The 14142-nt window shown below is 32.7% G+C and carries 12 protein-coding genes; 3 read left to right on the forward strand and 9 right to left on the reverse strand.

Features of this window, described 5'->3' with window-relative positions; all coding sequences use genetic code 11:
* The first annotated feature begins 76 nt into the window (after window positions 1-76).
* Window positions 77-2485, forward strand: a complete 2409-nt coding sequence (locus IMZ30_RS00665; RefSeq protein WP_207038648.1) for a thiamine pyrophosphate-dependent enzyme — start codon at window positions 77-79, stop codon at window positions 2483-2485.
* 223 nt (window positions 2486-2708) lie between these two features.
* On the opposite strand, the gene IMZ30_RS00670 is transcribed toward IMZ30_RS00665, so the two are convergent.
* From IMZ30_RS00670 to IMZ30_RS00690, 5 genes are read right to left on the reverse strand one after another with little or no spacing between them, the layout of a single operon-like run.
* Window positions 2709-4253: a PH domain-containing protein gene (locus IMZ30_RS00670; protein ID WP_207038649.1), complete on the reverse strand. Its 1545-nt coding sequence runs from the start codon at window positions 4251-4253 to the stop codon at window positions 2709-2711.
* A complete protein-coding gene (locus tag IMZ30_RS00675) occupies window positions 4234-4809 on the reverse strand; it encodes a PH domain-containing protein (RefSeq protein WP_207038650.1) in 576 nt (191 codons plus the stop codon). Before IMZ30_RS00675 ends, IMZ30_RS00670 begins: the two co-directional genes overlap by 20 nt.
* Window positions 4775-5380 (reverse strand): SPOR domain-containing protein, encoded by a 606-nt coding sequence (locus IMZ30_RS00680; RefSeq protein ID WP_207038651.1) that lies wholly within the window; start codon window positions 5378-5380, stop codon window positions 4775-4777. The genes IMZ30_RS00675 and IMZ30_RS00680 overlap by 35 nt, the downstream gene beginning before the upstream one ends.
* 39 nt (window positions 5381-5419) lie before the next feature.
* Window positions 5420-6250: a 1,4-dihydroxy-2-naphthoyl-CoA synthase gene (locus IMZ30_RS00685; protein WP_207038652.1), complete on the reverse strand. Its 831-nt coding sequence runs from the start codon at window positions 6248-6250 to the stop codon at window positions 5420-5422.
* A gap of 3 nt (window positions 6251-6253) precedes the next feature.
* On the reverse strand, window positions 6254-6796 hold the full coding sequence (locus IMZ30_RS00690) for a cysteine dioxygenase (protein WP_207038653.1): 543 nt from the start codon (window positions 6794-6796) through the stop codon (window positions 6254-6256).
* 90 nt (window positions 6797-6886) lie between these two features.
* On the opposite strand from IMZ30_RS00690, the gene IMZ30_RS00695 reads away from it, so the two are divergent.
* Window positions 6887-8263, forward strand: a complete 1377-nt coding sequence (locus tag IMZ30_RS00695) for a pyridoxal phosphate-dependent decarboxylase family protein (RefSeq protein ID WP_207038654.1) — start codon at window positions 6887-6889, stop codon at window positions 8261-8263.
* On the opposite strand, the gene IMZ30_RS00700 is transcribed toward IMZ30_RS00695, so the two are convergent.
* Complete coding sequence (locus IMZ30_RS00700) at window positions 8253-8747, reverse strand: YkgJ family cysteine cluster protein (protein WP_207039649.1); 495 nt, start codon at window positions 8745-8747, stop codon at window positions 8253-8255. The genes IMZ30_RS00695 and IMZ30_RS00700 overlap by 11 nt on opposite strands.
* A gap of 19 nt (window positions 8748-8766) precedes the next feature.
* Between IMZ30_RS00700 and IMZ30_RS00705 the strand changes: the two genes are divergently transcribed.
* A complete protein-coding gene (locus IMZ30_RS00705; RefSeq protein WP_207038655.1) occupies window positions 8767-9474 on the forward strand; it encodes a class I SAM-dependent methyltransferase in 708 nt (235 codons plus the stop codon).
* Here IMZ30_RS00705 and IMZ30_RS00710 read toward each other — a convergent pair.
* From IMZ30_RS00710 to IMZ30_RS00720, 3 genes are all read right to left on the reverse strand, one after another.
* The gene (locus IMZ30_RS00710) at window positions 9471-11111 is read right to left on the reverse strand and encodes an amidohydrolase (protein WP_207038656.1); all 1641 of its coding nucleotides are present in this window, start codon (window positions 11109-11111) and stop codon (window positions 9471-9473) included. The two genes, IMZ30_RS00705 and IMZ30_RS00710, sit on opposite strands and share 4 nt — an antisense overlap.
* Window positions 11112-12242: a hypothetical protein gene (locus IMZ30_RS00715; RefSeq protein ID WP_207038657.1), complete on the reverse strand. Its 1131-nt coding sequence runs from the start codon at window positions 12240-12242 to the stop codon at window positions 11112-11114.
* 88 nt (window positions 12243-12330) lie between these two features.
* On the reverse strand, window positions 12331-14049 hold the full coding sequence (locus tag IMZ30_RS00720) for a TonB-dependent receptor (RefSeq protein ID WP_207038658.1): 1719 nt from the start codon (window positions 14047-14049) through the stop codon (window positions 12331-12333).
* Window positions 14050-14142: the final 93 nt, after the last annotated feature.

The raw sequence follows: 14142 nt of genomic DNA on the forward strand, positions 1-14142 counted from the left end.
TTTAAAATTCAATCAAAATTCATCTTGACAAATTGAGCTAATTTCTGTATCTTCGCATGAATTCAAATCAAGAATAATGCAAGAAAAGGTCCAAAATAAAGATATTTCTTTTGATGAATTTAAATCAGAAGTTTTAAAAGATTATAAAATTGCAGTAACGAGTAGAGAGTGTAGCTTACTTGGTCGGCGTGAAGTCTTAACCGGGAAAGCTAAGTTCGGGATATTTGGTGATGGTAAAGAAGTGCCACAACTCGCTTGGGCAAAATCTTTCAAGAATGGTGATTTTAGATCGGGTTATTATCGTGACCAAACCTTTATGATGGCTATCGGTGAGTTAAGCATCGAACAATTTTTTGCTGGTTTGTATGCTAATACTAATATTGATGAAGAGCCAATGTCTGGCGGAAGACAAATGGGCGGACATTTTATGACGCATTCGTTAAATCAAGATGGCTCATGGAAAAACCTTACTGAACAAAAAAATTCAAGCGCAGACATCTCTCCTACTGCAGGACAAATGCCTCGATTACTTGGCTTAGCCCAAGCCTCAAAAATTTATCGCCACGAATCTAATATAGATAGTACTAATTTTTCTAAAAATGGTAATGAAATTGCTTGGGGAACAATTGGTAATGCTAGTACAAGCGAAGGTTTATTCTGGGAAACATTTAATGCGGCTGGTGTTTTACAAGTGCCAATAGTAATCAATGTTTGGGATGATGACTACGGAATTTCAGTTCATGCTAGACATCAAACGACTAAAGAAAATATTTCAAAAATTTTGATGGGTTTTCAGTGTGATGACAATGATGATGGTTATGAAATTATTGTTGTAAAAGGTTGGGATTATCCTGCATTAATTGAAGCCTACCAAAAAGCAGAAGCCATTGCCCGAGAAAAACATGTGCCCGTTTTAATTCATGTGGTCGAATTAACACAACCTCAAGGTCATTCTACTTCAGGCTCGCATGAACGTTATAAGGATAAAGATCGTTTAGAGTGGGAAAAAGAACACGATTGCAACCTAAAAATGCGTCAATGGATGCTTGATAATGGTATTGCAACCGATGAAGAACTTAGTGAACTCGAAAAGTCTATTAAAAAAGAAGTTCGTAACGGTAAAAAAGCAGCCTGGACGGCTTTTGGTAAACAAGCCAAAGCCTACAATAAAGAGTTAATTAAGTTACTAAAAGATTTAGCAGAAAGTAGTGAAAACAAATCATTCATAACTAACCTAGTTAATGAATTAAGTGATAATAGTGAGCCATTAAAAAGCATTGTTTATGCAACAGGTCGTAAAGCTTTAAGATATGTTAGAAACGAATCTACTGAAGCAAAATCTAGCTTAATTAACTGGTTAAACGATTTTCAACAAAAAGTTCAACCTGACTACAGTAGCCATTTATGGAGTCCTTATGAAGCTAGTGCTAAAAATATTGCCGAAGTTTTACCAGAATATAATGATGATTCAAAAATGGTAGATGCTCGAGTTATTATGCGTGATAATTTTGAAGCTATTTTTAAGTCAAGACCAGAAACTTTAGTGTTTGGTGAAGATTCAGGTGAAATTGGTGATGTTAACCAAGGCTTAGAAGGTTTACAAGAAAAATTTGGTGAATTAAGGGTTTCAGATACAGGAATTAGAGAAGCAACCATTCTAGGCCAAGGTATTGGTATGGCTTTACGCGGTTTACGTCCTATTGCTGAAATTCAATACCTAGACTATTTACTCTATGCTTTACAAATCATGAGTGATGATTTAGCTACAACACTTTATCGCTCAAAAGGAAAACAAAAAGCACCCTTAATTGTGAGAACACGTGGCCACAGGTTAGAAGGCATATGGCATTCAGGATCTCCAATGGGTGGTATTCTTAACTTATTACGTGGAGTTAATGTTCTTGTTCCAAGAAATATGACAAAAGCAGCTGGTTTTTATAATAGCATGCTTGAAAGCGATGAACCAGCATTAATTGTAGAATGCTTAAATGGCTATCGCTTAAAAGAAAAGTTACCTAGTAATTTAGGTGAGTTTAAAACACCAATTGGCCAAGTTGAAACTATTAGAGAAGGAAGTGATATTAGTGTTGTATCATATGGCTCAACACTTAGAATTATTGAAAAAGCTGCAAATGAACTCGAAGAGGTTGGCATTTCGGTTGAAGTTATAGATGTTCAATCTTTACTACCGTTTGACATAAATCATGATTTAGTTAAAAGTGTTGCAAAAACCAACCGATTATTAGTTGTTGATGAAGATGTACCAGGTGGTGCTTCAGCCTATATTTTACAAAAAATTATTGATGAACAAAATGCTTATCAATATTTAGATAGTAAGCCACAAACATTAACTGCTAAAGCTCACCGACCAGCTTACGGCACTGATGGCGATTACTTCTCTAAACCTTCAGCTGAAGATATTTTTGAAAAGATTTACAGCATTATGCACGAATTTAAGCCATCAAAATTTCCGAAGTTGATGTAAGGCTTAAAATCAAACTTTTTTAATCGATACCGGTTTAATCAATATAATTAAACCGGTTTTTTTTATACCAAATTTTCTATGAAATGAGATAACAGCAATTGAATTATAATTGTCTTAGTCAAGGCAAAAAAATTAAGCATAGCTTAGCTACGTTTCATTTTTTTAACGGAGAGAAAGGCAATTAGAAACTATTTATTTGTTTTGTTTTATGGGATATTAGGTATTACATCCATTCTATTGTATTAGACTCAATTTTGAATAAAATTTCATTAGCCATTTGTCTTGCTTCTTGATGTTTTAAATAATTAATTTTAAGTGACCCAGAAGCTGTGTAAAGTATTAAATTACACATACCAACGCGTCGTTGATATAAGTTTTGCTTAACAGCGATAGATTGAATTTTAAAAAGCTCAACAAAAGCAGTTGTTGTATGTATTGAACCACCACCAACTTTAATCATCGTTTCAGAAATACTTACATAACTTTTTCGAGTTGATAAATACACTAAAGTGATTAAAAAAATTAACAATAATGCTAAGCCTACAATTATAAAAGCTGAATACTGCTGTATTACGAATAACTGAAAAAAGCTTAAAGCCGAAAACAACACAAGCAAACGCAGACTTAAAACTTTAAACCTTAACCACTGTGTTTTAATAGACCTGAAGTTGATGCTTTGATAATCTTTAATACCAAATAATGCTTCGAATAGCAAGTTTATATGATACTTAGAAACACCTACAACACCAATTTTATTTTTTATGTTTAACTCTTCAGAACTTGCCTGGCTTATATAAACATTACTAAATTTAAAAAACCGTCTTAATGGGTTGGTCTCAATTTCAAAAACTTGTGTCTTTTTAGCCTTTATGAGTTTATTAACCCGTTTCAATAAACCGTATTGCACCATGTAGTTTTGATCAACAGCAAAAAGCTTTAACTCAAAATATTGAATAATGGTCAAAGCAACAGTCAAAACAACGCCTATAACAATTACTATAAAAACAACACCGATAATCACGCTTAATAAACTCGGTAAATAAGCTTGAATTTGAGTTTCTAAATCAATATCAAATTTATTTGATACCAAATCACCAAATGAATTATAGATATATGAAAGAAAGGCTAGAATTACACCAATTCCCTTAAAAAAGTTAGAACTAATGCCAACTTTTAATAAATCAAGAAAACTTAACTTAAATAAAAGTTGTTTAGAAGCATTCTGCTTAGCTGAACTAGACGTGTTAGTATTTGGCTCATTAACTTCAACTGATGTAGCTAAATCTTCGGCTTGAGCTACTTTTTGTTCGGTGAGTAATTCCTGTAAATGCTCAGCATCATCTTTATCGAGTGCTTTAATTGTGACTTCAGCTTTATCGTTACCAGCTGTTTCAATTTCTAAGCCAACAACGTTCAAGACTTGTTGAATTAAATTCTGCTGAAGATTGATGTTCTGTATACGTTCAAAAGGAATTTCAATTTGACTTACCTTAAAAATTCCGCTTGTAAGAAAAAATGCATTTGAACCAACATGAAATTTATACCGTTTATATGAAATATATGAAAAAACAAACTGAATAATTACCAAAATAACAATTCCTAAAATGAAGTAATGCAGATAATCTCTTGCTTTACCACTTAATAATGGTATAGCTAAAACAGCAATGTTTTGCCGAATACGTTTGACTAAATCAGCCAAAAAAATGACGAATACACCTCTAAATGATTGTAGAGTTGGTTCGCTAAATTTAGCTTGTTGACTCATCATTCAAATCAGAATTTTGTTGCATCACATAAGCCTTAATCTTACTTGCTGTGTTTTTATCAAGCCCATAAATTGACAAGTCTCCAGATGATGCACCAGCAGTATATAACTTAATGGCATACAAATTTTGCCATCTAAGGAAGATTCCTTGAATAACTTCAACATGTTGAATACGCTTGAACGGCAGAACAGTTTCTTTATGTACAAAAAAGCCTTTCGAAAAATAGATATCGTGATCCCTTAAACCATAGGTTCTTTTTTTATAACCAAATTCAATTTCGATAAACCAAATAGATATAATCAAAATCACTATTGGTATAAAAATAAACCAAAACAACTGCGGTATACCAAACTGAAAATAAAAAGAACAAAATATGAAAATCAAAATAGGCAATATCAAAAAAACGGTCTGAAGCCTTAAGATTTTGATGTAATTTTGGTGAATAAACTGCGTTTGTATTTTTTGGTAATCAGGCAAATCAATTAAACTCAAATCCTGATTTTTAAATATTTTAGCATCCATACTATTCAATGATATCAACGCGTTTAGAGTTGACATATTTTGCTGTAAATGCCTCTTTAAAACCTAATTCCTTTAAGGCATCTCGAAGTTGTTTCGCTTCTTCTAAGGTTTTAAACAAACCCATTGAGTAAGAGTTTAAATAATAATTTTCATCACCTTTAATCAACAAAAACTCTTTAGAAACTAGAGGCGTATTAAAACGCTCGAATGCCCCAATTTGAACTGCATAATATTCTTGCGGCTCTTGAAGCTCTACTGAACTATTAGGCTGATTTAATTGATTTTGAAGCTCTTGTTTATCAGCTTGTAAAATTTCAATTTCTTGCTTCAAACTATCTATTTGTTGTGTGTTCTCAGCTTTTACAACATTACTTTCTTGAGTTGAAATACCTAAAATCGATGGGCTAGAATAACTCAAACCAATAAAAACGAGCAATAATACAAGAGCTAAAATAAATAAAGCCAAAAACGTTTTTTTTTGTTGAGTTTGGTTATCTTCTTTTGACTTTAAATCACTTATAACTTTATTTTGATGTTCGATAGTATCTTGGTGTGAAGAAACTTTCTCATTTAAATCATTTAATTCCTCATCAGTTAAAATAGGCATAGCAGTTGGTTTTTAGATAATTGTAAAGTTACATAAAAATTATGGAATCCACTTTTTTTCAAAATTTGGTGCACGCTTTTCTAAAAAAGCATTGCGACCCTCTTTAGCTTCATCAGTCATGTAAGCTAATCGAGTAGCTTCACCGGCAAAGACTTGCTGCCCAACCATACCATCATCAGTTAGATTCATGGCAAATTTGAGCATTTTAATAGAAATTGGCGATTTTTGTAAAACCTCTTGTGCCCATTCAAAAGCTGTTTCTTCTAACTTGTCATGCGGAACCACTGCGTTAACCATTCCCATTTCATAAGCCTCTTGAGCTGAATAATTTCGACCTAAGAAAAATATTTCTCTGGCGCGCTTCTGCCCTACCATTTTCGCTAAATATGCAGAACCGTAACCACCGTCAAAGCTTGTAACATCTGCATCAGTCTGTTTAAAAATAGCATGCTCCTGACTTGCTAAAGTCATATCACAAACCACATGTAAACTATGGCCGCCACCAACAGCCCAACCAGGAACAACACAAATTACAGCTTTTGGCATAAACCTTATTAAACGCTGCACTTCTAAGATATTTAAACGGTGATAGCCATCTTCACCTACGTAACCTTCTTTGCCTCTAGCCTTTTGGTCTCCACCACTACAAAACGACCATACACCATCTTTGGTTGACGGACCTTCTGCTGATAATAATACTGCTCCTATTGAAGAATCTTCTTGAGCGTCATGAAAAGCATCTAATAGTTCACTTGTTGTTTTTGGGCGAAATGCATTTCTAACTTCTGGCCTATTAAAAGCAATTCTTGCTACACCATTACATTTTTTATAAGTAATATCCTGGTAATCTTTAACTTTAGTCCAATTCATTTATTAATATTTAGTTGAGTTCAGTTTTACGCTTTTACCTTTTACAGAATCATAATATAAATCTTTATACTCAAATTTACCTTTTTCAGGATTATAGGCGCTACATTCATCGATTGGTGCAACATATAAATGTAAACTCATCGAACGCCCGTTAGCAATATTATGTAAAGAATGATAGCCCAAATCATCATTCATATAAGACAAACGCTCTTCAGTCATCTTAACATCAGCTGTTTTTACTAGTTTATCATTTTTAGTTTGAAAACGTTGTTCCCTTAACTTTCCTTCAGCTAAATAAACCCAACACTCTTCGCCATTATGACAGTGAATTGGTGTGTCTTGATCTTTTTCCCAACAAAGTAAAATAAGCTCGTAATCGTCAGTACGTTCAACGCAATTTCTAGTATAAGCTTCATCTGAAAACATGGCATATGGCTGGAGATCTTCAGATGGAATTTTCATCTGCTTAGCGATATTTACATAGTCATCGCCAGAGCAATGCGGAAGTTCATTTAATAATTCTTGTAATGAAGATATTGTATTCAAAATAAGACTTTTTGATAATTTTAGAATGTTGTAAGCGACTATAGTTCTAAAATTATATATTTTCGTAAAGATAAATTTCACGATAGGCTTATGCAAGAAGACTTAAAATTATTTCAAAAAATTTCAGAAAAGTTATTAAACAGTGAACAGAAAACAGGTGTTGTTGAACCTATTTCTCCGAAAAAGCTATTTAAAACATTTAACCTTGATTTAAATGAAGATGCCTTACCTGAAAATGAATTTGAAGAGCTATTAACTGATGTTGTTTTGAATACGCCTAGAACTTCTACCAAGCTTTTTTTTAATCAGCTATTTGGTGGTCGAAACCCAAAAGGAACTTTAGGCGAATTACTGGCAGTAATGCTCAATAATAGCATGTATACTTATAAAGTTGGTGGACCACAAGTTGGTATCGAAAAAAATATCATCAAAAAAATATGCCAAATGATTGGTTATGGCAAACAGGCTGATGGCACCTTTCCTCCAGGTGGTTCTATGAGTAATTTTATGGGAATGCTGATGGCTCGTGATCGAAAAAATAGAACTATAAAACAAGAAGGTGTGTCTCAAAAACTAATAATTTACACCTCTGAAGCTTCACATTACTCAATTACTAAAAATGCTAGTTTTGGCGGTATTGGCGTTAGCCAGATTAGACGAGTAAAGACCAATCAGTTTGGACAAATGGACGTTTCGCATTTACAAGAACTTATTGACCAAGACAAAGCCAATAATTTTGAACCATTTTTTGTCAATGCAACTGCTGGAACAACTGTACTTGGGGCATTTGATAATATTAAAACAATTCATGAAGTAATAAAAGATGATGATATTTGGCTACATGTTGATGGTGCCTACTGTGGTTCAGTGATTTTTAGTAAACGCTATAAACATCTCGTAGATGGTCTTGAATTATCAGACTCATTTAGCTTTAACGCTCATAAAATGCTTGGTGTACCTTTATCCTGCTCTATTATCGTAACTCAAGACAAGCGTGATTTAAAGCACTCTTTTTCTTGTGACGCTAATTATCTATACCAAACTGACGACGACGACTATAATCTTGGTAAAAACTCTTTACAATGTGGCCGAAGAAATGATGCGCTAAAGTTTTGGACACTATGGAAAGCCGTTGGTACAAAAGGACTCGAGGAACTTGTGAACCAACAATTTAAATTAGCTGATACTGCTATTAATTATATAAACAATAACGCTGACTACAAACTATATAGCTATCAAGATTCTGTTTCAGTTTGCTTTAATTACAAAAATGTAGATCCAAAAGATTTATGCAACTCACTTTATGAAGATGGCGAGTTAATGGTAGGTTATGGTAGCTTTAATAACGAGACTTTTGTGAGATTGGTTACCATTAATAGTGGAAATTCTGAAGAAGATATCATAAACTTTTTTAAAGTTCTCGAAAGCTATGAACAGAAAAATAAGTTAGAAGAAATTACAGATTGATCCGTTCAAGCATTTTTTCGACAATTGAAAATGCAGCTGGACAAACCGCCGTATTTTTTAAAGTAAGATAGTTAATTTGATAGAATTTCTTCCGATCAGTATGCGGAAATTCTGCACATGCTTTAGGTCTTACGTCATAAATCAAACAACGATTATCGTCGTCTAAAAATGGGCAAGGCAGCTGTTTCAAAACATAGTCATTGTCCTCATCTAAATACAAGTAATTATCAACAAAAGTGGTTGACTTAATTTTAAAACGTTTTGCTATACGCTGAATATCTTTGTTGGTAAATAGTGGTCCTATTGTTTTACAACAATTTGCACAAGACAGGCAATTGATCTCTTCAAATGTTTCATCATGTAAAACTTGCATATCACGGTCAAGTGATTTTGGCTTTTTTTGGCGAAGCTTTTTCAAAAACTTCTGATGCACCTTATGTTTTTCTTTTGCTAACTTTGGCAAATTATTGATTAAATCTTCCATTACACAAAAGTACATCAATTTGAAACATCCTAAGCAAGATACCGACATATTTGGCCAGGCCGTAAAAAACTACTTCAATTTTAACGATGAAACACCTATTCAAGTTCACACTAAAAATTTTGACACTGATATAATACCAGTGGACTATTTATTTAGAACTGAAGATGAAATGGCTGAAATAGAACTTGCGGCCTTAAAACTAGTGAGAGGTAAGACACTTGATGTAGGCTGTTGTGCTGGAGCTCACGCTATGATACTACAACATAATCAAGTTGAAGTTACTGCAATTGACACTTCTAGAAAATGTATTGAAGTTTGTAAAGAACGTGGACTAAAACAAGCTCATCAGCTAGATTTCTTTGAATTATCTACTAAAAAATTCGGTCAATTTGAGACTATTTTATTGATGATGAATGGTGTTGGCATTGCTGGTACAATTCAAAATTTACCGCATTTTTTCCATCAAATCAGACGAATTCTTCAACCGAATGGACAAGTTTTATTAGACTCAACCGACCTAAATTACTTATTTGATAAAAATGAATTTGAACATTATTATGGAGAGATGATTTATGAAATTTCTTACAAAAATCAATATTCAAAAGCCTTCAACTGGTTGTATATTGACTATGAACTACTGAAAAAAATAGCCTATAAAAATGGCTTTAAAACAGAAATCATTTTAAAAACAGGCTCAAGCTATTTAGCTAGTTTAAGTTTAATTTAATTAGCCTTATAGACAGTTTGGCCACCAATAATGGTTTGCAAAACTTCAGTATTTGGTACGTCTTGTATAGGAACTTGCATGATATCGCGATCAAGGATTACAAAATCTGCTAATTTTCCTGCTTCAAGACTTCCTTTTTCAGTCTCTTCAAAATTAGCATATGCAGCCCAAATGGTCATCCCTTTTAAAGTTTCTTCTCTGGTCAAAGAATTTTCAATGTTAAAACCATTTTCTGGATACGCATTTAAGTCTTGACGTGCAACAGCAGCATAAAATGTTAAGAAGGGATTTACTTTTTCTATTGGAAAGTCTGTTCCTAAAGCAATATTTCCAGCTGATTTTAAAATAGTTTTGTAAGCATAAGCATGTTTAATTCTTTCTTGGCCTAAGCGTTCATCTGCCCAATACATATCGCTTGTAGCATGTGTTGGCTGTACTGAAGCTAAAATATTTTTCCCATCAAATAAATTATAATCTTCAGAATCTAAAACCTGTGCATGCTCAACGCGCCAACGTTGATTAGATTTATTAGACAATAATTTATTATAAGTTTGAAGCACAACATAATTAGCAGAGTCACCGATAGCATGTGTATTCATTTGAAAGGGTGAATTGTTTATTTTTTTTGCTAAAGAATCAAATTCATCTAAACTAATCACTAGACTTCCAAAATGATTTGGTTGATCACTGTAATCTTCTTTAAGAGCTGCTCCTCTAGATCCTAATGCACCATCTGCATATACTTTAAAACTTCTAACATTTAAATGTTTAGTTTTATAAATTCCATTCTGGAGATAGTAATTAATATCTTCAGGATGGTTTCTTATCATTGCATAAATACGCGTTTTAAATTCATTAATCTTCTGTAATGAATCAATGATTTGTATATTTTCAACACTTAATCCAGCATCAACAACAGTTGTAAGTCCATAGGATAAAGTAGTATCTTCAGCATTCTGAAGCGCTTTCGAGATATGTTCAGCTGTTAAGGTTGGAAATGTGTTTCTTACCAGACTCATAGGAGCATCAATCAGCACACCTGTTGGCTGATTATTTTTATCTTTAATGACTTCACCACCAAAAATTTTAGTTTCTGAATTTATTTTCGCCAAATCTAGAGCGGCTTGATTAACAAGCATGGCATGACCATCTATTCTCGTCAAAGCTACTGGAGTGTCAGGAAATAATAAATCAAGCGTATCTTTAGTTGGAAATTGTTTTGAAGGCCAATCATTTTGATCCCAACCACGCCCAATAATGTATGAAGTTTGAGGGTTGACATTTACAAAATCAGTAATTCGTTTAATTACTTGCTTGTATGAGTTTGTTCCAAATAAATCAACACGGTTTAATTGTAAACCAAAATTCAATATATGTGCATGTGCATCAATTAAACCTGGTAAAACGGTATTTCCTTTTAGATTGATGGTTTCTTTAGCATTAAACTTATTGATTAGTTCGTCGTTACCAACGGCAACAATTGTATCTGCATTAGTAACAATAGTAGTAGCTTTAGAAAAGTTTGGATCTACCGTATAAATATTAGCATTTGTATAAATGCGATCAGCTTCAATTTTAGGTGAATCGCATGACAGCGTTATAAAACATAAACTTAATAAACAATAAAATAATCTCATTTAAAATAAACTTGTAACCGAATTAATAATTTCTGTTCTAATAGCTTTATTTCCACTCGCAGCTAGGGCTATTGATATGAAAAGGCCAATCATAGCAGAGCCAAAATCACGGGCAATCATATAAGCTGCCTTTTTCTTGTGCTTGTTTCCTTTTTTCTTTCTTGAAAGATTTATTGCTATTTCTCGACCACCTATAATTCCTAAAAACACCCAAGTTGTACTCATAGGAACAGTTGATATAAATAACTTGTAAATTAATAAAATTACATAAGATAAATCAATTAAAGTTGCAGCACGAATATCTGAAATACGTGTTTTTTCACTAACAACGCCTTGAATTTTATCACCTCGTAAATAAAATAATAAGCCTAAACCAAAAAATATAGTTAAAGCAAATACTAAAAATTGTGATAGGCTTTGCTCTCTAGGTAAGAATACAGCAATATTCGCGCCATCTTGCATAACCCAAGTTGCCCAAAGAGAACCACTAACCAACCATTGAACGATTACCCAATATTGGCTATGTTTTCTACTTTTAAAGTATTTTCTGATCGCTTTGTAAGATAAATACCATATTAAAAATGACAACACAAAAGCCATAATGTAACCTGACCAACTTTTTAAAACAACAGATGTAATACCTGATGTATCTGCGCTGAAAACACTAAGCAGTAAAAAAGTTGTAGATACAGGCATTCTTAAGCGCGTTAAAATTAATAGTACCAATGGTGCTATAACTTGAAAAAAAGTAAATTTATCGGGATGCGGATAATCGGTTGTACCATCTGGGTTAGTCAGGCGCTGATAAGTTACATCGCCATCAAAATAAACCCAGCTAAAAGTTACTGTAGCCAAGAAAATTCCTCCAATAAATAGCCAGAGAATCCACCATTTTTTAGCTTTATTACTTTCTATAAAAGTCCCTAATGATTGAATACTATCATTTGCAACCGCTGCATAGGCTGCAAAAAAGAAACCTATCCACATGGCTAGGTTTGCGCTTGAAGTTGATGTTGCCGCAAGGATTATTCCGACAAGAACTATTATTAAGAAATTTTTTTCTTCGGTTAAAAAATCGAGAATGTTAAGATATGGCTTATCCCTATCGTAACGTTTAAACTTTTTGGCCATTTGTTAAGTTTGCTTCATTTTGGTTGCACAAATCTATTGTAACTTAAATTTTCTAATGTTTCTTTTATGTTAAGAAACATGACTAATATTACCAATCAAATTTATAAGTTAGACCACCTAAAACTTGTATCCCTTGAACTTGATAAGCCTTCCATCGCGGCTGATCAGCGCTTAATAAATTATTTCCATTTACAAAAACAGAAAAACGTTTAGTTATTGCATAATCTAAGGCAAAATTTAAATCTACAAAAGATTCTAAACTCTGTGTACTTGTTTGTTGATTACCTGAAACAATACTTGTATTAGTTCCATTAAAAGCTTGACGCTCGCCAACAAAAAAGGCAGTCATGCCAAATCGCCACCGATCAGTAAAGTTGTAGTGACCGTAAATTTTAGCTTCAAGCTCTGGGAGATTCCAAGCTTCAACTTCGTATTCTGTATTGTAAACAAAATAGTTAACATCTAATCCTAAATCTAAATCTTCATCTGGTGTATAATTAAAAGATAAGCCAGCATTAAATTGGGTCATATCATCATAAACGACTTTAAAACTATTATTTTGTGAATAGGCATTATTTGGTTCAAGACTTACAGTAGCAATGCTTGGTGCTTCGTAATTATGTTTAAAAAAATAAGTGTTATCAAAGTCAGCATAACCAATTTTTGCAACTGCTGTTAACTTACCGAATTTAGATTGTAAACCTAAACTAGCATCGTACATTTTATTAGTTGGTGAAATCTTTAAATCAGGTGAAACAAAAGGGTTTTCGCTTGTAAAATCACGATAGGTATTCTGTGTTAAATCGCCATCAATGGCAGTAAAAACGTTTAAAGTCTCTGTAATGTTATAATTTGCACTGATTTTTGGATAGATAAAAAAATTAGTTTCACTTTGTTCAACGTTAGCGTTTAAAACTACTTTCGCACCAGCATCAATTTCAATACCTGCAACTTTAAACTGTGTTCGTGGTAAAATACTTACATTATAAAAACTATAATCCGAAACATTAATCGACTCATCGTAAGTTGTTGTTAAATAATTTAAATTTAACGAAACATCTAAAGCTTGCTCATATCCAAGTAAAAGCTCTGAATTGAAATTTAAATCGATAAAATTTTCAGCAGAATTAAAATCATCTGAAAAGTTATAATAATTGATTTTAGCAGATTTAATCCATTTATTGTAAAAATCAATACCACCATTTAAACCCAGTCCTAGATAAGTTTGTGTGACATCGTCAACAATACTATAATTAGTGGGCAATTGAATTCCGTACCAATTGTAAATATCATGATTGAGGTTAATACCTACATTCCATTTTAAATTTCGCTCAGTCGAATGCAAACCTACATCAAAGTTGGTATTAAAATAGTGGTCATCTACTAAAACATCTTCAATACCACCTTGTGATGACAAATGACTAAAATCTAAACTAATAGATTTTTGACGATCAATTAAAAAATTTGAATATAATTCTCCTAAACCAGTGGTGAAATTTCCGAAACCAAGACGCGCATAACTATTGAAAAATCTTGGTTTTGGTGGCAAAATAACTCCAGAAGCACGACCTTTAGCTGGAGTAAATGTTGAAGCTACCGGAATTGAAATAAACTTGTAATCAACTGATTTTGATTGAATTTCTAATTTATTACTTTCGTCGGGTTTTTGTTTCACCTTAAAAGCATCGTTAACTGTAGGAGAATATTGCTTAACAATAATTAATTTTTCGGTCTTGATGGTATCTTGTGCATTAGACAAATAGAAAGCAAAAAATACTGCTAATATTAATTTAAACCTTAACGCCATGAGATGTTTTATCTTTAGATTCACAAATTAACTAAACTTTACTGTAATAGTTAACTCAACTTTAGAGTATTTTATTTTACAACTCAATTAAAA

Origin of the sequence: Psychroflexus sp. ALD_RP9 (genome assembly GCF_017311165.1) — a bacterium.
Taxonomy (GTDB): Bacteria; Bacteroidota; Bacteroidia; order Flavobacteriales; family Flavobacteriaceae; genus Psychroflexus.